The 20,589-nt window shown below is 68.1% G+C and carries 13 protein-coding genes; 6 read left to right on the forward strand and 7 right to left on the reverse strand.

The genetic code is table 11. The features are described from left to right. Positions 1-129: 129 nt before the first annotated feature. The 5 genes from KEG57_RS49770 to KEG57_RS49790 all read right to left on the reverse strand — a co-directional run bounded on the left by KEG57_RS49770 (position 130) and on the right by KEG57_RS49790 (position 9,988). On the reverse strand, positions 130-2,352 hold the full coding sequence (locus tag KEG57_RS49770) for a PAS domain-containing sensor histidine kinase (protein ID WP_272427935.1): 2,223 nt from the start codon (positions 2,350-2,352) through the stop codon (positions 130-132). Between the two features lie 114 nt (positions 2,353-2,466). After that, complete coding sequence (locus KEG57_RS49775) at positions 2,467-3,201, reverse strand: glutathione S-transferase (RefSeq protein WP_272427934.1); 735 nt, start codon at positions 3,199-3,201, stop codon at positions 2,467-2,469. A gap of 21 nt (positions 3,202-3,222) precedes the next feature. Then, positions 3,223-4,656: a glutamate synthase subunit beta gene (locus KEG57_RS49780; RefSeq protein WP_272427933.1), complete on the reverse strand. Its 1,434-nt coding sequence runs from the start codon at positions 4,654-4,656 to the stop codon at positions 3,223-3,225. Further along, on the reverse strand, positions 4,649-9,262 hold the full coding sequence (gltB, locus tag KEG57_RS49785; protein WP_272427932.1) for a glutamate synthase large subunit: 4,614 nt from the start codon (positions 9,260-9,262) through the stop codon (positions 4,649-4,651). The genes KEG57_RS49780 and gltB overlap by 8 nt, the downstream gene beginning before the upstream one ends. A 129-nt stretch (positions 9,263-9,391) precedes the next feature. After that, a complete protein-coding gene (locus KEG57_RS49790; protein ID WP_272427937.1) occupies positions 9,392-9,988 on the reverse strand; it encodes a prolyl hydroxylase family protein in 597 nt (198 codons plus the stop codon). Between the two features lie 115 nt (positions 9,989-10,103). Between KEG57_RS49790 and KEG57_RS49795 the strand changes: the two genes are divergently transcribed. Both KEG57_RS49795 and KEG57_RS49800 read left to right on the forward strand, forming a co-directional pair. Then, positions 10,104-11,414, forward strand: a complete 1,311-nt coding sequence (locus KEG57_RS49795; RefSeq protein WP_272427931.1) for a monooxygenase — start codon at positions 10,104-10,106, stop codon at positions 11,412-11,414. An 89-nt stretch (positions 11,415-11,503) separates the two neighbouring features. Further along, positions 11,504-12,466, forward strand: coding sequence for an NmrA/HSCARG family protein (locus KEG57_RS49800; protein WP_272427930.1), 963 nt, complete (start codon positions 11,504-11,506; stop codon positions 12,464-12,466). 9 nt (positions 12,467-12,475) lie between these two features. On the opposite strand, the gene KEG57_RS49805 is transcribed toward KEG57_RS49800, so the two are convergent. Next, on the reverse strand, positions 12,476-13,111 hold the full coding sequence (locus tag KEG57_RS49805) for a TetR/AcrR family transcriptional regulator (protein ID WP_272459853.1): 636 nt from the start codon (positions 13,109-13,111) through the stop codon (positions 12,476-12,478). Positions 13,112-13,243: 132 nt separating this feature from the next. Here KEG57_RS49805 and KEG57_RS49810 point away from each other — a divergent pair, with 132 nt between their 5' ends. The 4 genes from KEG57_RS49810 (at position 13,244) to KEG57_RS49825 (ending at position 19,177) form a co-directional block, all read left to right on the forward strand. Next, a complete protein-coding gene (locus KEG57_RS49810) occupies positions 13,244-14,539 on the forward strand; it encodes a glycosyltransferase (protein WP_272427928.1) in 1,296 nt (431 codons plus the stop codon). 34 nt (positions 14,540-14,573) lie between these two features. Continuing rightward, positions 14,574-16,283, forward strand: a complete 1,710-nt coding sequence (locus KEG57_RS49815) for an MDR family MFS transporter (RefSeq protein WP_272427927.1) — start codon at positions 14,574-14,576, stop codon at positions 16,281-16,283. A 122-nt stretch (positions 16,284-16,405) separates the two neighbouring features. Beyond that, complete coding sequence (locus KEG57_RS49820) at positions 16,406-18,433, forward strand: DUF2169 family type VI secretion system accessory protein (protein ID WP_272459854.1); 2,028 nt, start codon at positions 16,406-16,408, stop codon at positions 18,431-18,433. A gap of 6 nt (positions 18,434-18,439) precedes the next feature. Continuing rightward, the gene (locus KEG57_RS49825) at positions 18,440-19,177 is read left to right on the forward strand and encodes a papain-like cysteine protease family protein (RefSeq protein ID WP_272459855.1); all 738 of its coding nucleotides are present in this window, start codon (positions 18,440-18,442) and stop codon (positions 19,175-19,177) included. A gap of 385 nt (positions 19,178-19,562) precedes the next feature. On the opposite strand, the gene KEG57_RS49830 is transcribed toward KEG57_RS49825, so the two are convergent. Then, the gene (locus KEG57_RS49830) at positions 19,563-20,567 is read right to left on the reverse strand and encodes a DNA/RNA non-specific endonuclease (RefSeq protein WP_272459856.1); all 1,005 of its coding nucleotides are present in this window, start codon (positions 20,565-20,567) and stop codon (positions 19,563-19,565) included. Positions 20,568-20,589 lie beyond the last annotated feature (22 nt).

Raw genomic sequence — 20,589 nt, forward strand, 5'->3', positions numbered from 1 at the left:
CCATGCGCAAGCTGCTCGGTGCGGTCTACAGCGTCGCGAAAAACCGTCGACCCTTCACGCCGCAGCTCGCCGCTGCGTCGGTTACGGACTGACGATTTTTCTTGCGTGGGGGTCCCGGTATCTCAGGTCTCAGGTCTCGGGGACGGGCAGGGAAAACGAAAACGTGGTGGTCTCCCCGGGAACGCTCTCGGCCTCGACCCGCCCTCCGTGTGCCTCCACGAGCCCTCGCACGATGTAAAGCCCGAGCCCGAGCCCCTTGATCGTCCCGCCCCTCGCGCGACCCCGCTGGAATCGCTCGAACAGGGCGCGCATGTCCTCGGCCGTGATCCCCGGCCCCTGATTGCGCACCGAGATCACGACCTCGCAGCCACGCCTTTCCGCGACGACCTCGATTGGCGTCCCGGGGGCGCCGTATTTGAGCGCGTTCGAGAGAAGGTTCTCCACGACCTGCTCGATCCGCTGCGCATCCACGGGGACCACGGGCAGCTCGTCGCGGATGGAGAGCGTCACGCGATCGCGGGCCTCGGTCGTCTCGATGACGTGCCCGAGCAGCTCCGGGATGTCGGTCGGCGCGCGCACGAGCTCCAGCCGGTGCGCCTCGATCCGCGACAGATCGAGCAGATCGCCGATCATCCGCTCGAGCCGCTCCGTGCTCGTCACGATGCGCTCGGCGCGGCGGCGCGCCGTGGGATCGGGCGAGCGCGCGAGCATCCCCGCGAGGGTCATGATCGTCGTGACCGGCTGGCGCAGGTCGTGGGCCACCACGCTCGTCCATTCCTGCCGCAATCGTTCGAGCTCCTTCAGCGGCGTGATGTCCTCGTAGGTCACGACGGCCCCGAGGATCTGGCCGTCGTCGTTGCGAATCGGCGATGCATTCGTCAGGATCGGCACGTCGGGTTTGTCCGGAATGCGGATGAGCAGCTCCCGCCCGGTCACCACCTCGCCGCGCATGCCCCGCTCGATCGACAGATCCCCTTCGGGCACGGGGCAGCCGTCCGGCAGGTGCAACCGCTGCCGCATGAGGCTGAGCGGATCCTCGATCGGCCCGGTCACGCCGAGCAGCTCCTCGGACCTCCGGTTCAGGATGAACCGCGGACCCTTGGGGAGCTCGCAGAGCACGATCCCGATCGGCGAACGGTCGATCACGGTCCGGAGCCATCGCCTTTCGGTCGACAGGGCGCGCACGAGGTCCTCGCGCTCCGCTTCGAGCCGGCGCTGCTCGGTCACGTCGTCGTTGATGGCGAATGCCCCGAGGATCTGCCCCTCCGGATCACGCACGGGCGCCGCCGAGCTCAGCACGATCTTGTGGTGCCCTTCGATGGCCTCGATCTCGATGAGCTCGTTCAGCACGGTCTCGCCCGTCCGCACCGCGCGGGTGAGCGCCCATTCGTCGGGCTCGACCTCCTTGCCCGTATCGACCCACCACCCTTTGAACGCGCCGAGTCGCTCCGGCCCGGCGAGCAGCGCTCTGCCCCAGATGCGCTTCGCCGCGGGGTTCGCCAGGACGGACTTGCCGTGCTCGTCGGCGACCCAGACCCCGACGGGCAACGTCTCGAGCACCTGCCGGAAGAGAAGCTCGCTCTTCTGCAGCGCCATTTCTGCCTTCCGCTGCGCGGTCACGTCCTGCACCGTCCCGGTCATGCCGATCGTGCGCCCCGCCTCGTCGCGGATTACGTCGCCCTCCGCGTGCACGATCCGCTCGACCCCGTCGGCGGCGAGGATGCGATGATCGATCGAATAGGTAGCGAGCCCGTGGAGGGCTCGTTGCACCGCTTCGTCCACGCGCGCGCGGTCGTCCGGGTGCACGAACCCGAGGAAATCCCCGTAGGTTTTCTTGTCATGCGAGGGGGGGAGGCCGAAGAGACGGAAACATTCGTCCGACCAGGTCGTCTCGTCCGCCGCGGCCACCCACTCGAAGCTCCCGATGTGGGCGATCCGCTGGGCGCGGGTGAGGCGCTGCTCGCTCAGGCGCAGCGCCTCCTCGGATTGCGTTCGTGCGCTGATGTCGCGGAGGGTCGACATGTGTCTGCCCGGCACGAAATGAGCCTGCGCCGCGAACTCGCCGATGAACGTGGTCCCATCGGCACGCCGGAACGGCCCCTCGGCCTTGAAGCGCCCGGCTTCGAGGAACGCCGGCCACGCCTCCCGGAGCTCGGCCGCGACCTCGGGGGGCCGGAGATCGAACACGGTCCATCGCAAGAGCTCGTCGCGAGAGGCACGCAAAAGCTCGCAGGCGCACGGGTTTACGTCGAGGAGGCGCCCCTCGTCGTCCGCGACGAGGATCCCGTCGAACGCGTGCTCGAAGATGCTTCGGTAAAACCGCTCGGACTCCGTGATCGTCCCTCCCGTCATGCCGCCGCTGCTCACCCCAAGGCTTCCTGCCCGGCTCCTCGCCGCCCCAGCGTCTTCTAGCCCACCACCGATCGGCCGGCAAAACAAGCGCCGTCTTGGGCACTCGGGCGCGCTTCACCGCTTCGCGTCGAGCTCCGGGTAATGTCGGAAAACATCCTCTTCGCAGAAGGGCAGCCGCCGCGGGGACGCGAGATAGGCCGCGATCCGGGGGCGCGCGGCCACCGCTGCCGCGAGCGCCGCGAGCTTCGGCGTGCTTCGCTCGGCGCGTGCCATGGCGTTCGGGAACGCGTACCGCAGGCCCTCGATCACCTGGAACATGGAGAGGTCGACGTACGACAGGGCGGAGCCGATGAAATGTGCGCCCCCGTTCCTGGCGAGCGCCTGCTCGAAATACCCCAGGAACCTGGGCAGCCGCTCCTTCCGGAAGAGCGACGCGCGCTTCTTCGCCGCGGCCTTCTGGTCCTCGTAATAAAGGCTCGACGCGATCGGGTGGTGCGTGTCGTGGATCTCGGCGACGAAATCCGTGATCGAGAGCTGTAGCTGATGCGCAAAAAGGCGGCTCTCCTCGTCGTCGGGGACGAGTCCGAGCCGCGGGCCGAGGTAGAGCAGGATGTTCGCCGTGTGCCCCAGCAGAAAATCTCCGACCTTGAGGAACGGCGGCGCGAACGGCACGAGCCCGCGGCCCCCGCCTTCGAGGAGCTTCATCATCGCGCGGACGCCGCCGCCTTTTTTCGCGGGCAAGCGCGAAACGTCGACGTACGGGACGCCCGCCTCCTCGAACGCGAGCCGGACGAACTCCCCGCGCCCCTGGATCGACGGCCAGTAGTACAGCTCGTAACGCGCCTTCACCCGGCGCAAGGTATCACGGCGTCAGACCCCGTTCGAATGCTGCCGCAAATGGGTATCCACCGCCCGCGCCGCGTCGCGCCCCTCGCGGATCGCCCATACGACCAGCGATTGACCACGACGCATGTCCCCCGCGGCAAAGACCTTCGGGTTCGAGGTCTGGTAACTCCGCATATCAGCCTTCACGTTTCCGCGCGCGTCGAGCGCCACCCCGAGCTCCTCCAGCATTCCCTTGCGCACCGGGTGCACGTATCCGAGCGCGAGCAGCACGAGATCTGCCGGGACGTCGAATGCGGAGCCGGGGATCTCCTCGGCCCGTAGGGCGCCGGTCGCGTCCTTTTTCCAGTCGAGCCGCACGGCGGAAAGCGCCTCGACCTTCCCGTTCTTGCCGGAAAAAGACTTCGTCGCGATGGCGAAATCGCGGGAACAGCCCTCCGCGTGCGAGCTCGACGTGCGCAGCTTCATCGGCCAGTACGGCCACGTGAGGGGTTTGTCCTCCTTTTCGGGCGGCTCCGGCATGAGCTCGAAGTTCGTGACGGATCGGGCGCCCTGCCGCACCGCCGTTCCGATGCAATCCGACCCGGTGTCGCCGCCGCCCAGCACGACCACGTGTTTGTCCGTGGCGAGGATCTGTCCGGCCACCTCGTCCCCGGCGATCCGCTTGTTCTGCTGGGTCAGGTAGTCCATCGCGTAATGGATCCCGTCGAGGTCGCGCCCCGGCACCTCGAGCGGTCGCGGCGCCTCCGAGCCGCCCGCGAGCACGACCGCGTCGAACCCGGAGAGCAGCTCCTTCGCCGGCAGGTTCACGCCCACGTGCATGCCCGTCCGGAACACCACGCCCTCGGCCCGCATCTGATCGAGCCTGCGATCGACGTGCCGCTTCTCCAGCTTGAAATCGGGGATCCCGTACCGGAGCAGGCCCCCGATGCGATCGTTTTTCTCGAACACCGTGACCTCGTGCCCGGCCCGCGCGAGCTCCTGCGCGCACGCGAGCCCCGCCGGCCCCGAGCCCACCACGGCGACGCGCTTGCCCGTCTTGTGGCTCGGGGGCTGCGGCACGATCCAGCCCTCGTCCCAGCCCCGGTCGACGATCGATTGCTCGATCGTCTTGATGGTGACCGGCTGATCGTTGATGTTCAGCGTACAGGCCGCCTCACACGGCGCGGGACAGACACGCCCGGTGAATTCGGGGAAATTGTTCGTCGAATGGAGCACCTCGAGCGCGTGGCGCCAGTTGCCGCGGTAGACGAGGTCGTTCCAGTCGGGGATGACGTTGTTGACGGGACAGCCGCTATGGCAAAACGGAATCCCGCAATCCATACAACGCGCGCCCTGCCGGCTCACCTCGACGGGCGCCATCGGCAGGACGAGCTCCTCGTACCGCTGGATACGCAGCGGCACCGGCACGACCTCGGGATCCTTGCGCTGGATCTCCAGGAAGCCTTTTACCTTACCCATGGGCCACGACCTCCGTCACTGCAGCGGGAGCGGCCTTCGCGGCCTCCTCGGCCGCGTGCTCGGCGAGCGCGCGGCGGTATTCGTGCGGCATCACTTTCACGAAATGGGCCCGGTATGCGTGGAAATCGTCCAGGATCGCCCGCGCCCGCGCGCTGCCCGTGTAGAAGAAGTGCTTTTCGAGCAGGCTCTGGACGATCTCCGCGTCCGCGCGCCCGAGGTGCCGGACCGCCCCCTGTGGCATGTGCTCCGCGTCGAGGACCGGCTCGAGGGCCACCATCGAGAGGTTACACCTCAATCGGAAATCCCCGGTCATGTCGAGCACGTAGGCCACGCCGCCGCTCATGCCCGCGCCGAAGTTGCGCCCGGTCTTGCCGAGCACGACCACGGTGCCGCCGGTCATGTATTCACATCCGTGATCGCCGATCCCCTCGACGACCGCCGTCGCGCCGGAGTTCCGCACCGCGAACCTTTCGCCCGCGACGCCCCGGAAGTACACCTCGCCGCAGATCGCGCCGTACAGCACGGTATTGCCGACGATGATGTTCTCCTCCGGCACGATCGGACAATCGCGCGGCGGATACGCGATGATCCGGCCGCCGGACAAACCTTTTCCGACGTAATCGTTCGCCTGCCCTTCGAGCTCCAGCGTGATCCCCTTCGCGAGGAACGCGCCGAAGCTGCCGCCGGCCGTCCCGCGGGCTCGGATCCGGATCGTGTCGTCCGCGAGCCCCGCGTGCCCGTACCGCCGCGCGACCTCGCCGGAGAGCATCGCCCCGGCCGCGCGGTGGATGTTGCGGATCGGCACGTCGAACGCGACCGGCACCTGGTTGACGAGCGCCGGCTGCGCCTCGTCGATGAGCCGATGATCCAGCACGTGCTCCAGGCTGTGATCCTGCCGCTCCGTCCAGCGGATCGAAACGCCCGGCGGGGATTCGGGCCGGTAAAACACGCGCGAAAAATCGAGCCCTTTGGCCTTCCAGTGCGCGATTCCGCGCCGCGTGTCGAGTTTGTCCGAGCGCCCCACCATCTCCGCGAAGGTGCGGAAGCCCATCCGGGCCATGTACCCGCGCACCTCCTCGGCGACGAAGAAGAAGTAATTGACCACGTGCTCGGGCTGCCCGGCGAACCGCTTCACGAGCTCCGGATCCTGCGTGGCGATGCCGACGGGGCACGTGTTGAGGTGGCATTTGCGCATCATGATGCAGCCCTCCACCACGAGCGGCGCTGTCGCGAAGCCCATCTCGTCCGCGCCGAGCAGGGCCGCGATCACCACGTCCCTGCCCGTCTTCATCTGCCCGTCGGCTTGCACCGCGATGCGGCCGCGCAGCCGGTTCAGGACGAGCGTCTGTTGCGTCTCGGCCAGGCCGATCTCCCACGGCCCGCCCGCATGTTTGATCGACGAAAGCGGCGAGGCGCCCGTGCCGCCGTCGTGCCCCGAGATCGTCACGTGATCCGCGTGCGCCTTGGCCACGCCCGCGGCCACCGTGCCGACGCCGACCTCCGCCACGAGCTTCACGCTGATGCGCGCCCGCGGGTTCACGTTCTTGAGATCGTGAATGAGCTGGGCGAGGTCCTCGATCGAGTAGATGTCGTGGTGCGGCGGCGGCGAGATCAGGCCCACGCCGGGCACCGAGTGCCGGATCTGCGCGATGTACTTCGACACCTTGTGCCCGGGGAGCTGCCCGCCTTCGCCGGGTTTGGCGCCCTGGGCCATCTTGATCTGGATGTCGTCGGCGTTGACGAGGTACTCCGTGGTCACGCCAAAGCGACCCGCCGCCACCTGCTTGATCGCCGAGCGCATCGAGTCGCCGTTCGGCAAAGGCACGTACCGCGCGGGATCCTCGCCGCCCTCGCCCGTGTTCGACTTGCCGCCGATCCGGTTCATCGCGATCGCCAGCGTCGTGTGCGCGGCCTTCGAGATCGAGCCGAGCGACATCGCGCCCGTGGAAAAACGTTTCACGATCTCGGACGCCGGCTCCACCTCCGAGAGCGGGATCGGGTGCTCCGATTCTTTGATCTCGAACAAACCGCGCAGCGTCATCAGCCGCTCGCTCTGGTCGTTCACGAGCCGCGCGTATTCCTCGTACGTCGCGGGGTTGTTCATGCGTGTCGCGTGCTGGAGCTTCGCGATCGCGTCGGGCGTCCACATGTGGGCCTCGCCGCGGGTGCGGTAGGCGTAGTCGCCGCCGGCGTCGAGCGTGTTCCGATAGGCCGGCGCGTCGCTGTAGGCGCGCCGATGCAGGCGCACGGTCTCCTCGGCGATCTCCTGCAAACCGACGCCCTCGATGACCGTCGCCGTCCCCGTGAAATAACGATCCACGAAGGCCGAGGCGAGCCCGACCGCCTCGAAGATCTGGGCGCCGCAATAAGACTGGTAGGTCGAGATGCCCATCTTGGACATGACCTTGAGCAGCCCCTTCGCGATCGCCTTGATGTACCGCGCGCAGGCATCGTGATGCGTCATTCCGGGCGGCAAGAGATCGCCGAGCATGCCCAGCGTGGCGAACGCGAGGTTCGGGTGGATCGCCTCGGCGCCGTAGCCCGCGAGCAGCGCGAAATGGTGCACCTCGCGCGCCGATCCCGTCTCGACCACGAGCCCCGTCCGCGTCCGCAGGCCCGCGCGCACGAGGTGCTGGTGCACGTCGCTCACCGCGAGCAGCGCCGGGATCGCGATGTGGTCCTCGTCGACGTCCCGATCCGACAGGATCAGGATGTTCACCCCGCCGCCGCGCACCACGTCTTCAGCGTCCGCGCAGAGTTTTCCGAGGGCCGCCTCCATCCCGTCCGCGCCCCACGCGGCCGGGTAACAGATCGACAGGACCACCGACCGAAAATGCCCTTTCGTGAGCTCCTCGGCACGGTGCAGCTTCTCCATGTCCTCGAACGTGAGAATGGGCAGGTGCACTTCGAGCCGCATGTTCGGCCCGCTCTCGTCGAGGGCGAGGATGTTCGGCCGCGGCCCGATGAACGAGACGAGCGACATCACGGTCTCTTCGCGGATCGGATCGATCGGCGGGTTCGTCACCTGCGCGAAGAGCTGCCGGAAGTAGCCGTAGAGCGGCTTCGGCCGATCGGAGAGCACGGCGAGTGGCGTGTCGTCGCCCATCGAGCCGATCGCTTCCTCGCCCGTCGCGGCCATCGGCGCCATCACGAGCCGCAGATCCTCCTGCGTGTAGCCGAACGCCTGCTGCCGATCGAGCAGCTTGTCGCTGTCGGGCACCGGCACGTAGTCCGGCATCGGGATGTTCTCAAGCCGGAGCTGCGTGCGATCGAGCCATTTCTGGTAAGGCCTGTGCTTCGCGAGCTTCGTCTTCAGCTCCTGATCGTCGATGATGCGCCCCTCGGCGAGATCGATGAGCAGCATCTTTCCCGGCTGCAGGCGCCATTTCTTGACGATCTTGCGCTCCGGGATGTCGAGCACGCCCGCCTCGGAGGCGAGGATCACGTAGTCGTCGTCGGTGAGCAGATACCGCGCGGGCCGAAGGCCGTTCCGATCGAGCGTCGCGCCGATCTGCCGCCCGTCCGTGAACGCGATCGCCGCGGGCCCGTCCCAGGGCTCCATGAGCGCCGCGTGGTACTCGTAGAAGGCGCGCCGACGCTCGTCCATCAGCGGGTTCGTGGCCCACGCTTCCGGGATCATCAGCATCATCGCGTGCGCCAGCGAATAACCGCCGAAGTAGAGCAGCTCGAGGGCGTTGTCGAACGAGGCCGAGTCCGACTGGCCGTCGTAGATGAGCGGCCAGATCTTCTGCAGGCCGTCGCCGAGCAGCTTCGAGGCGATGTTCTGCTGGCGCGCGCGGATCCAGTTCACGTTGCCGCGCAGCGTGTTGATCTCGCCGTTGTGCGCGATGAGCCGGAACGGATGCGCGAGATCCCACGAGGGGAACGTGTTCGTCGAGAACCGCTGGTGCACCATGGCGAGCGCGGACTCGACCGCCTTGTCCTTCAGGTCCACGTAGAACTCGCCGACCTGGTGCGCGAGCAGCATGCCCTTGTACACGATCGTCCGCGCTGAAAACGAAGGCACATAGAACTGCCCCGCGCGCGAGATCCGGAGCGCGCGGATCGCGTGGCCCGCGCGCTTGCGGATGATGTAGAGCTTGCGCTCGAAGGCCTCGACGTCCGGCGTGGAGAGGCCGCGCGCCACGAACACCTGCCGGATGACGGGCTCGCTCGCTTTCACGCCCTCGCCGAGGCCGGTGTTGTCGACGGGCACGTCACGCCAGCCGAGCACCTCCTGGCCTTCGGCCACGATGGCGCGCACCACCTCGTGCTCGCAGGCCGCGCGCGCGCCCGGGTCTTGCGGCAGGAACATCATGCCCACGCCGTACTCGCCGGGCTCGGGCAACGTGATGCCGGAGAGCGCGCACTCGCGCACGAAGAACGTGTGGGGGATCTGCAGCAGGATGCCCGCGCCGTCGCCTTGCAGCGGGTCGGCGCCGGTGGCGCCGCGGTGGGTCAGGTTCTTCAGGATCTCGAGGCCTTGCGCGACGATCGCATGGCTCTTCTTGTCCTTGATGTGGGCGATGAACCCGAGCCCGCACGCGTCGTGCTCGTTGCGCGGGTCGTAGAGGCCCTGGCGGGGCGGCGGCGCCTGATGCTTCACAGCCTACGATCGTACGGCGATCGGCGGCCGAAGCACAGTCCATGTTGCTGCGATGCAGCAATTTCTTTTCTTACCCTGGTGCGACGCGCTACGGCCTCGACCCGGTGCGGCAATCCGTCCGCACCCGACTCAAGAGGCCGGCCGGTACAGGACGTCGGAGCGGAGGACGTATTTCGTGCCGTCCGTGACGGCTTTTCCCGCGTGGAGGAGCATGTGCTGGAAGAGGAGCGCGTCGCCGGTCTCCGGGACGATCGTGCGCTCCTGCTCGGGGAATTCGGTCTCTCCGCCGGCAAACCCCTCGTTCAGATAGACCATCAGCGTGAGCAGGCTGCGCGTCCCGCCCTCCCCCGCGTACGATTGATCCTGGTGCAGGCCGAAATGCTGGCCGACCTCGTACCGATAAATCCGGAGCGGCAGGAAGATCCCCGAAAGATGCATGGCCACGCGCCCGCGCGCGCCGAGCTCGGTGGTCATGCGCTCCGGCACGTGGGGCGAAACCCGCCGAAAGAGCTCGTCCGCGAGCGCGGGATCCCGCAGCACGGCCGTGGTGCTCGAACGAATGCGGGTATCGACGACGCGGCCCTCCTCGGCGTTCACGGTGGCCGGCAGCCACGTGCCGTCGCTCGCGCCGTCGAGGATCTTCGCGCAATCTTCGGGCGAAAACAGCGCGGGGACCGTCCAGAGCAAGGGGACGGTGAAATCGAAATGCCCGACGTAGAGGCCCATCACGCGAAGATTACCACCTCGCGGAAACCGGCGCGAGATTTTTACTTCATGGCGTCCGTGGTGTCACATGGGCTTTGCGGGAGCGCTGAGGCGATCTCCTGCAGGAGGAGATGTGATGAAACGAATGGTTTGCGCGGGGATGCTTTCGGCGCTCCCGCTCGTCGTGGGCTGCGGGAGCGACGGGGGCAGCGGGGGCGCGGCGGGCGGCCCGCCCGCGGACGCGGTCACCTACTGGGAGCATATCAAGCCCGTCCTCGACGCGAAATGCAATAACTGCCATACCCAGGGCGGCATCGCGCCCTTCTCGCTCGAGACGTACGCCGACGCCGCCCCGCTCCGCGGCCTCATCAAGCAGACGACCGAGGAGCGGACCATGCCGCCGTGGCCCGCGGCCAAGGGCTGTAACGATTACCTCGGCGATCGCTCGCTCACGGACGATCAGATCACGCTCCTCGGCACGTGGGCCGACGGCGGCGGGATCGAGGGGGATCCGGCGAAGGAGGGCGCGCCGATCGACCCGGGTCCCGGGAACCCGCTCTCCCGCGTCGATCGCACGCTCGAAATGCCGGTCGAGTACACGCCCACGAAGGCGCCCGACGATTATCGTTGCTTCGTCGTCGACTGGCCCGACGCCGAGACGTCCTACGTGGCCGGCTTCCGGGCGAACCCGGGCAACGCGCGGGTCGTCCACCACGTGATCGCGTACCTCGTGGAGCCCGCGCAAGTCGCCGAGCTCGAGGCGCTCGACGCGGCCGAGGACGGGCCGGGATATACTTGTTATGGTGGGGCAAACGTGAAGGCGAGCTGGCTCGGTAGCTGGGCGCCGGGCAGCCTCGGCGCGGACACGGCGGAGGGCACGGGCATTCGCGTGGATCCGGGCTCGAAGATCGTGCTGCAGATCCATTACAACACGCTCGCCGCGGGCGCCGAGCCGGATCGCACGTCCGTCGATTTCCGCCTCGAAAAATCGGTGACCAAGGAGGCGAAGATCCAGCCCTGGGCCAACCCCTCGTGGCTGCAAGGCAATGGAATGCTCATCCCGGCGGGTGAGGCCGACGTGAAGCACGCGTTCGCCGCCGACCCGACGGCTCTCGCGCCGAACCCCGGGCCCCTCACGGTGTATTCTGCCGGCCTGCACATGCATACGCTGGGCGCGTACGGCTCGCTTCGGATCGAACGCGCGGATGGCAGCAGCGAGTGCTTGCTCGACATCCCGAAGTGGAATTTCCACTGGCAGGGCGCCTATGAATTCGTCAAACCGATGACGTTGAATCCCGGCGACAAGCTCTCCCTCGAGTGCCACTGGGACAATACCGCGGAGAACCAGCCCGTCGTGGACGGGGTGAAGATGCCGCCGAAGGACGTGACCTGGGGAGAAGGAACGACGGACGAAATGTGTCTCGGGACATTCTACCTCACACGATGATTTTTCCTTAGACGCCGTGGGGCTCGGCTCCGACTTCCTATGCGCGACGAACCATGCCAGAGTGCGCGCCGAGGACTGAGGAGGGAATCATGAGCTTCACGAAACGCGTCATCGCCGTCGTCGGCGCCACGGGCGCGCAGGGCGGAGGTTTGGTCCGCGCCATCGCCGCCCACCCGAGCGGCGCATTCCGCGCCCGCGCAATCACGCGCAATGTCAATTCGACCGCCGCGAAGGAGCTTCGCGCCCTCGGCGCCGAGATCGCCTTCGCCGATCTCGATGACGAGGCCAGCCTGCGCCGCGCGTTCGAGGGCGCCTACGGCGCGTACTGCGTCACCTTCTTCTGGAGCCACTTTTCCCCGGAGAGAGAGACCAAACAAGCGCGCGCGATGGCCCGGGCGGCGCGGGCCACGCGCGTCGAGCACGTGATCTGGTCGACGATCGAGGATTCGCGCAAGTGGGTGCCGCTCTCGGACGATCGCATGCCGACGCTGCGGGGGAAATACAAGGTCCCGCATACCGATGCGAAAGGCGAGGCCGACGCGACGTTCACCGAGCTCGGCGTCCCGACCACGTTCTTTCACACCTCGTTTTACTGGGAAAACTTCCTTCACCTCGGCATGGGCCCCCAGCGAGACGGCCAGGGCCGCCTCACGCTCACCCTGCCCATGGGCACGGCCAAGCTGCCGGGCATCGCCACGGAGGACATCGGGCGCTGCGCGTACGGCGTCTTCGAGCGCGGCCCCGCGATGATCGGGCAGCGCCTCGGCGTTGCGAGTGACCACCTCACCGGGAGCGAGCTCGCCGCCGCATTCTCGGCGATCGCCGGCGAGGAGGTGCGATACCACGCCATCGAGCCCGAGGCGTACCGCCGCCTCGATTTCCCCGGCGCCGACGACCTCGGGAACATGTTTCAGTTCAAACGAGATTTCATGGCCGATTATTGCGGCCTGCGGGACCTCGCGCGGACGCGCGCGCTGAACCCGAACCTCCGCTCGTTCGCCACGTGGCTCGCGGAGAACCAGAGCCGCTTCGTCTTCCCGCCGCGCGTCTGAGCCGCGCGTCTACGTCCGTTTGTCCGGGGCGAGGGCGCCCGTGAGCAAGAGCTCGACGAGCTGCGCGAGAAACCCCTCGTCGATCGGCCGGCGCTCCATGCCGAGCCGGTGGTGGATGGTCGCTGCGAGCGAGCGGAAAATCAGGTTTGCGTCGATGCCGGGGGCGAGCTCGCCTCGCGCCTCGGCCGCTTCGATCACGGGGCGAGGCAGCGCCTCCATCGATTCGCGGAGCGACTGAGCGATGGCCACGGTTTCGGCGTCCCGATCCTCGCCGAAGAGCAGGCGCCGGAGGCCCTGCACCTCGGGCGAGCTCGCCTGCGCGGCGATTTGGCGCGCGATGAGAAGCAGGTCCCCGCGAAGCGAGCCCGTGTTCGGCGTGATCGCGCGATCGACCGTGATCGATCGGACCGCCGCCCGCACGAGGTCCTGCTTCGTCGGCCAGCGCCGATAGACCGTGGTTTTGTTCACCCTGGCGCGCGCGGCCACGTCCTCGATCCGCAGCGCCTCGTAGCCGACCTCGGCCAGCACCTCCAGCGCGGCCGCGAGGACCCCTCGCACGACCGGCTCCCCCCGGACGAGCGCGCGCCGTTCGGTAGGGCTCGGCTTCTCCTTCATGACCTGCTGTCCACGAGGCTCCGATCGCATCACAGAGCTCAGTGGAAGCCAACTTCGCGGCGTTGTCGACCCGGATCGCAACGGGTCGTTGCGGTAGAGACGTGAGCTGCTACATCATCGCAACTTCGAGTTGCGGTTGGGGCCGCGGGGAGGAATGGAGCGATGTTCGACGATGCACCGAGGACCGGGACATTTCTGCTCACCAGCTCGACCGCGTCGGGCCACCTCCTGCGTGTCCTTGACCTCGCGGAGCAGCTCACCTCGCGCGGCCACCGGGTGCTCTTCAAGACGAAGGCCGACCGGGCGAGTGACGTGAAGGCGGCCGGCGCCGAGCTCGTCCCGTACGAGCAAGTCGTCGATCTGCAGGATTTTGCAGTGCACGCGCAGCATCTTTCCTTGCCGACATGGATCCCGCGCCTTTTGCGGTTCCCGTTCATGCGCGGTTTTTTCCAGGCCAGAAACGTCCTGCTCGCGCAGGAGCTCGAGCCCTTGCTGCGCCGCGAGCGGGTCGATTGCGTGGTGTACGACTTCATCGATTACGGCGCTGCCTTCGCCGCGGAGCGCGCGGGGATCCCCTGGGCGAGCGCCGGCAACATGGGCACGGTCCTCACGCGGGACGAGCTGCCGCTGCTGCTCGACGCGTCGTCGAAATGGCGCCGCCTCGGCAAGGTCCCCGCCGTGCCCCACGCCCTCCTGAACCAGTTCGTCTCCCTTCGCGCCGACCGCGAAAAACTCGGCCTTCCCCCGTATGCCCGCGGCACGGCGGAGCTCATCGCCGCGATGGCCTCGCCCCACCTGCACATCATCATGTCGTACCGCGGCCTCGCCGGGGACATTCCGCTTCGTGATCGCCAGGTCTTCGTCGGCCCCACGACGTTCAACGTCTCCGCGGGGCCGCGTGGAGAAGCGCCACGCGTCGAGCCCGGGACCGTCGTCGTCAGCACCACGACCACGGGCCGCGACGACGGCTTGTTCCGGCGTGTGCTCGAAGCCGTCGCGCCGCTCGGCGTCCCCGTCCTCGGCACGGCGGCGAGCGCGGGCGACGTCCCCGAGGGCCTCGGCGCGCATGTCCGCATCGAGCGGTACATCCCGCACGACAAGGTCTTCCCGGAGGCGCGGGCGCTCATCACGCACGGCGGCTGGGGCACCGTGGGTCGCGCCTTGGTGCATGGTTTGCCCATGCTGGTGATCCCGCTCTTCGGCGATCAGATCCTCAATGCGGCGCTCGTCGAGCGCGCAGGGCTCGGCCGCCATTTGCCCCTCGACAAGGCCACGCCCGAGACGATCCGCGCCGAGCTCTCGGCGCTGCTCGCGGATGAACCCCTCCGCGCCCGCGCCCGCCGCGCCTCCGCCGAGATCCAGAAACTCAAGCAGGACAAGGTCGCGGCCCGTGCGCTCGAAGAGCTCGCATTCAGGGACACGCTCGGAGGCGTGGCCCCTGCCCACCGCGCTGCGTGATATCATGACCGCCCCTCTGGCCCCTACGACCCACATGCCTACCGGCGAGCGCATCGATTACGCGAGCCTCCTCGCGCCCCGCACGAAGGCCCTCGTGCTCGCGGGCGTGATGATGGCGCTTTTCCTCGCGGCGCTCGATCAGACCATCGTCGCCACGGCCTTGCCGCGTATCGTCGGCGAGCTCCACGGCATGGAGTATTATGCCTGGACCTCGACATCCTACCTGCTCGCCAGCACCACCATGGTGCCCATTTACGGCAAGCTCTCGGACAGCCTGGGTCGGAGGACGGTCCTTCTCACGGGCATCGCCATCTTCCTCGTGGGCTCGGTCCTGTGCGGCTTCTCGCCCTCGATGCTCGCGCTCGTCGTCTCCCGCGGCGTCCAGGGCCTCGGCGCCGCGGCGATCACCTCCACGGCGTTCGCGGTCCCGGCCGACATCTTCGCGCCCGCGGAGAGGCCGCGATATCAGGGCATCTTCGGCGCCGTCTTTGCGCTCGCCAGCATCATCGGCCCCGTCCTCGGCGGCGCGCTCACGGACGGCGTCGGCTGGCGCTGGGTCTTTTTCATCAACCTTCCGCTCGGCGCCCTGGCCGTCGCGTTCATCCTCGCGAAAATGCCGCGCCTCCACAGCGGCCTCGAGAGCAAGGTCGATTGGATCGGCGCACTTTTCTTGATCGTCGCCACGGTGCCGCTCCTCTTGACGCTGCGCGGGGATCGACCACTCGCGGGCTGGCTCGCGCCCGAGGTGCTCGGGATGCTCGGCCTCTCGCTCGTGGGCCTCGTCCTGTTTTACCTCGTCGAGCGGAACAACCCGCACGCGATCATCCCGTTCGCGCTCTTCCGCAATCGCATCTTCGTCCTCGTGACGCTCACTTCGATGTGCATCGGCGCCGCGTTCTTCGCGGCCCTCTTGTTCATCTCCGTGCTCGCGGTCAATTCGCTCGGCGCGACGGCGCGGGCCGCGGGCATGGCCATGCTCCCGCTCACGGCCGCCGTCGTTTCGACCTCCGTCATCACCGCGCGTTTCGTGCACCGCACCGGCCGCTACAAGAGCATGATCGTCGGCGGCCTCGTGCTCACGTGCGTCGGGCTCTTTCTCCTGCGCACGCTCAGTGCGGACAGCACGCTCACGAGCATTGGCCTCTGCGTCTTCGTCTTCGGCTGCGGCATGGGCCCGGTGATGCCGATGCTCACGCTCTCGATCCAGAATGCCGTACCGTTCCAGCACGTCGGCACGGCGACCGCGGGTCGGCAGTTTTTCCAGCAGCTCGGGCAGGTCGTGGGTAGCGCGATTTTCGGCATCGTCCTCGCGACCACGCTCGCGCACGGGCTCACGGAGCGGCTCGGGCCGGTGCGCGCCGAGGTCCCGGCTGCGGTGCGGCCTCAGTTCGACGCCGTCTTCGACGCGGATCGCCTGCGCAAGGGCGGCGTGGTCGAGGAGGGCGCGGGCGAGGTCCCCCGGTCTTCGCGGGATCGCTTCGCGGACGAGGTGCACGCGAAATACGACGCCCTCCGCCGCGAACCTTCCGCAGACATTGGCGCACTCACGCGCGAGGAAACACGTGCCCTCGAGCTTGGCCGCGCGGGGGATCGCGCCGTGCGTGTCTCGTTCGCGCGGGCCGTCACGCGTGTCTTCGACGGAGCGTTCCCGCTCGGCCTCATCGCGCTCGTCCTCGCGCTCTTCACCCGCGAAATCCCACTCCGCAAGGGCAGCCCGAAGGTCTCGGCCGTCGCGGGCGAATGACGAACATCGTTTCACCACCAAGGACATCGGGCGGATAACCTGCCCGGAACGCAATTACAATTCGCGCGCGCGCCGCTCGTGCGGCCGGGAGCGGCGCGCGTGTATTCGTGATACGCTCGTTCATGCTTGTCGATGGGGTGGCCGCGATCTCGCCCCTCCCGGGCGCCGAGGCGGCCGTCGTGGCATTTCGTGCGGGCGGCGTCTTGCACGCCACCGTGATCACCAAGGCGACGTTCGCCTTCGCGCCCGACGCGCCCATGTCGCGCGCCTCGCCCCAGCCGATCCTGCGGGAGGAGGTCCACCACGGCGACAATCCCGCGCGAAGCGTACGTTTCACGAGTGATCTCGTCCCCTACCTGGCGCGCGCCGACGTGCTCTTCACGGGGCATGGTTATGCGCCGAGCGCGCGCCTCCAGATCCACGCGGGCGAGCGGGTGCTGCTCGACAAGACGATCCTTTTGAAGGATGCGCGTGCCTCGCAGCGAATGCCCATCGTGTACGAGCGCGCGTTCGGAGGACCGGGCGTCCCGGACAACCCCCTTGGAATCGACGAGGGCGAACCGACGATTCTCACCCCGGGCGACCCGCGGCGCCCTGCGGGCTTCGGGCCGATCGCGCGCGCCTGGCCCGCGCGCAAGCGCCTCCTCGGTTCGACCTCGCGGAGCATTCTGGAAGGCCGGGTCGCCGAGATCCATTCAGGCTTCGACGGCGCCTATTTCCAGAGCGCGCCCCTCGATCAGCAGACCGATTTTCTCCGGGGCGACGAGCTCGTCGTGCTCGAAGGCCTGCACCCCTCGCTGCCCCGGCTCGTGACGCGTCTGCCTGGCCTGCGCGGCGTCGCGCGGATTCATGGCCTCTCGGCCTTCGGCATCCCGGACGGCCAGCCCATGGACCTCTGCATCGATACGCTGCGCATCGACGGCGACGAGCAGCGGTGCACGGTGGTTTGTCGGCGGTGGATGATGCTTCCCCACGAAAATGCCCTCGAAGCGCTGCGCGTGGTGGCGGGCGTGGAGGCCGCGGGCGAGCCGATAACGTGGTTCGATCCGCCGCATCGCACGGCGGGCCCGCCCTCCTCCGGCAAACCCGCGCCGTCGCCCGCCTCGACGATCGCCCTCCCGCCCGACGTGAGCGACGCGCGGCCGGCGCTCCCGTTTCGCACGGGATCCATGTCTGCGTGGCGCTCCGAATTCACGGCGTCGCCGCCTCCGCCCATTCCGCCGCCGGTCCTCTACCCGTCCGGCACGCCGCTCGCGCCGAGAAGCGCGCTTTCCGCGTCGAATGCGGCCGCCGATCTCGTCGACGCTACCCCGGCGATGCAGCCGGCCCTGGCCACCCCGAAAGAATGGGCGGTGCCGTCGCGGGTGCTCGATCTTCTGTGGTTCGATCCGCGAAGCTTGCCACGCATCCGCAAGCAGCCTGCGTGGCGTGAGATCGTGGATGCGCTCGCGGACGAGCCCCTCGATCCGGACATCGACGATCCGGATCTCGGCTTCGAGCCCGCCGAGGTGGAAGAGCGGCGCGAGATGTTCGAGGTGCTCGCGCACGGAGCGGCGCTGGGCGAGGAAGCGATCCGAGAGGCGGTGCGGGCCGCCATTCGCAAGGATGGTCGGTTCGTCGCGCCGCTCGTTTTGGTCGAGGGAGAGCTCTCGCTGTCGTTCGATGCCATCGAAACGCTGCGGGCGCTCGTGGCGGTGGTGGGTCCGATCGCGGGCGGAGACGAGCGACCGAAAGAGGCGCTCGCGGCGGCGCGTGAATACCTGAGCGCCCCGGATGCCGTTCGTGATCCCGTCACGGCGCGGGAGCTCGGGGCGGCGATCGATGCGGCGTATACGCAGGCCAAAAAACGCGTGGTCTCGCCGGCGGAGATCACGGCGCGGGTGGAGCGAATCTTGCTCGAAGACCGCCGTTACCAGCGGCGGGCCGTGTTCGGAGCGAAGCACCTGCGTGGCGCATGGCAGCTCCCGGGAGGCGAACGCGAGCTATCCGTGTACGTCCCGGAGGCGCTCGCGGAGCTTTTGCCGATGTTCACGAAGTTCACGGCCCGCATGGTGGCCGAAGCGCATCTCTCGCCGGACGCGCGCGAGGCGTCTCCGGTGGCCTTGCGGGGCGTGGCGATCGCGCGGGTCGGGACCACGGACGGATGGTGACGGCACATGTCGATTCTTTACGAGATTCCAGCGGTCGCGGCGCAGAAAGGGCCCACGTGCTGGTATTACGCGGCCAAGATGATGCTCCGCTTCCACGAGCTCATCGACGCGGCCCAGCGCCTCGAAAACGAGTGGCGCTCGCTCCACCTCGCGCGGCAGGTCATCACCCAGCTCGCGGCCGAGAAAAAGCGCTACGACAACCCCGCCGTCGCCGAGCGCCTGACCCAGATGATGCAACGCGAGCCGGACGGACACCGGCGCGCGCTCCTGCGCGAGGCGCGGAACAAGATCCAGAGCAGCCCATCGACCCATCGCTTCGACATCCTCGACGCGTTTTTCCGCGACGTCGTCCGGCCCCTGCCGCTCGGCAACCACGCCTACGGCCTGCCGTTCGTCGCCGCGATGCTCGCCGACCACGGGCCCTTGTACGCCTCGATTCACCGGCTCGGGGACACCCTCGAGAACGATTACGTGCTGGATCCCCTGATGAACAGCAGGTACGTCTACAAGATCGAGACGAAATGCCGCGTGGGCGGCCTGCACGCCATCGTCGTCACGGGCGTGGACGAGGCCAATGACCACGTGTATTACCGCGATCCGAACACGCCGCATCGCGACACGATGGTCGCGTGGTCGACCCTCGAAAAGGTGCTGAACTCGCCGGGAGGATCCCTCGGGGACAGCCTGTTCGGCGCGATCGAATGTCAGGGCTGCCAGCACCGGACGAGCCGGCGCGCGTTCTGAATCGGGCTCACACCCGAGCATGGGTCTCTTCTTGGGGCCGCTGCGCCGGGGCGCTGCCCCGGACCCCGCGGGGGCTATTCGCCCCTCGACCCGAACCAGGGCAAGCCCTGGACCATTTGGGGAAGAACTGCGCGATGCGCAGTTCTTCCCACAGGCCGGTGGCAAGACCAGGAAGGTGCGTTGCCCGCTGGCGACGGGCACGTTGCCTGTTGAGTCGTCAGCGCCGCTGTCTTGGCTGGCAGGGTCGTCATTGGTCTTGACCTGGCCTGTTCGATGAACTGCGCATCGCGCAGTTCATCGACCCCGGGTCCAGCGCTTGCGCTGGTCCGGGTCCAGGGGCGGATAGCCCCTGGTGGGGCCTGGGGCAACGCCCCAGCGCAGCGGCTCACGCCGGCGGGCCGCGCCGCGGCCGCTCGGAGCGTCGCCGGTTGAGCGCGGCCTCCGCCTGGACGTCGGGCGTCACGCTGTTTCGCTTTTCGTTGTTGTGCTGCGCGCTCATCACCATCGCGTTGCTGTACGCGTTCGATCCGTTGTGCGCCTGGGGATACATGTGATCGACCTGGGGCGCGGCGTGCGTGCTGCCGTCGAGCAGCGTGCCGGGGCGGCGGCCCGGCGGCGCGGGCCAGCCCTGTGCCGGGTCCGTGGGTGATTCCGAGACCACGAATCCGCTTTGGTTGAGGATGCGGTTGTGCATGAGGATCAAATCCCGCTGCGCAGCCGTGAACTCCTTGTTGTTTCCGAGCGTCACACCCGCCGCAGCCGTCCCCGCGAGGTGCCCGTGCACGTGCAAATAATCCAGAATGGCGTGGCGGCCGGGCACGTTCGGGAGATTGAGCGGCATGCCCGAGGGATCGAGGAGCATGTGCGCGCTGAAGCCCGAGGCCACGAACGCTGCCCGGTGCTGATTCACCAAGTCCTCGAGCCACCGGTCCTCGGCGCGCTGCGCCGTCGGGGGCGTCGGCACGAACCAGCCGCTATGGCGCTGCACGAAGACGCCGTCGAGGAGCTCCTCCTCGACCTTCACGTGAAAGCGCACGGGCACGCGTGGATCCCTCTGGTCGTCGTAGCCGGGTGTGATCGTCACCCGCACGGGGCCGCCGCGCGCCTGCACGGTCCTGTCGATCTCGTCCTCGAAGTTGCTCCATTCCGTCCGGTTGAACCCGGCATAGGCCGGGACCAGGTTTTCACTTTCCTTGCTCCCGCCCCACCGGTGCGCGACAAGGTGGAATCGATCCGTGTGAAAGACCATCGGATCGGCCGCGCCGCCGGGCCCCACGAGCGCGAGCGGCGTTTCGAGCTCCTCGCGCGGGCGCTTGCGTCCCCTCGCCCCGCCCGCGCCGAGCTCGAAGGTCACGCGCGAAGGACGCTCGCGTGATTGCCCTTGGTACACGAACGATTCTCGCTGGTATACG

The sequence above is a fragment of the Polyangium jinanense genome (genome assembly GCF_028435365.1).

Coding starts and splice junctions, on each gene's coding strand:
- KEG57_RS49805 (WP_272459853.1), bottom strand. CDS start 13,111: ATGCGATCGGAGCCTCGTGGACAGCAGGTCATGAAGGAGAAGCCGAGC.
- KEG57_RS49790 (WP_272427937.1), bottom strand. CDS start 9,988: ATGGGCCTCTACGTCGGGCATTTCGATTTCACCGTCCCCTTGCTCTGG.
- KEG57_RS49770 (WP_272427935.1), bottom strand. CDS start 2,352: ATGACGGGAGGGACGATCACGGAGTCCGAGCGGTTTTACCGAAGCATC.
- KEG57_RS49815 (WP_272427927.1), top strand. CDS start 14,574: ATGCCTACCGGCGAGCGCATCGATTACGCGAGCCTCCTCGCGCCCCGC.
- KEG57_RS49800 (WP_272427930.1), top strand. CDS start 11,504: ATGAGCTTCACGAAACGCGTCATCGCCGTCGTCGGCGCCACGGGCGCG.
- KEG57_RS49820 (WP_272459854.1), top strand. CDS start 16,406: ATGCTTGTCGATGGGGTGGCCGCGATCTCGCCCCTCCCGGGCGCCGAG.
- KEG57_RS49810 (WP_272427928.1), top strand. CDS start 13,244: ATGTTCGACGATGCACCGAGGACCGGGACATTTCTGCTCACCAGCTCG.
- KEG57_RS49825 (WP_272459855.1), top strand. CDS start 18,440: ATGTCGATTCTTTACGAGATTCCAGCGGTCGCGGCGCAGAAAGGGCCC.
- KEG57_RS49795 (WP_272427931.1), top strand. CDS start 10,104: ATGAAACGAATGGTTTGCGCGGGGATGCTTTCGGCGCTCCCGCTCGTC.
- KEG57_RS49780 (WP_272427933.1), bottom strand. CDS start 4,656: ATGGGTAAGGTAAAAGGCTTCCTGGAGATCCAGCGCAAGGATCCCGAG.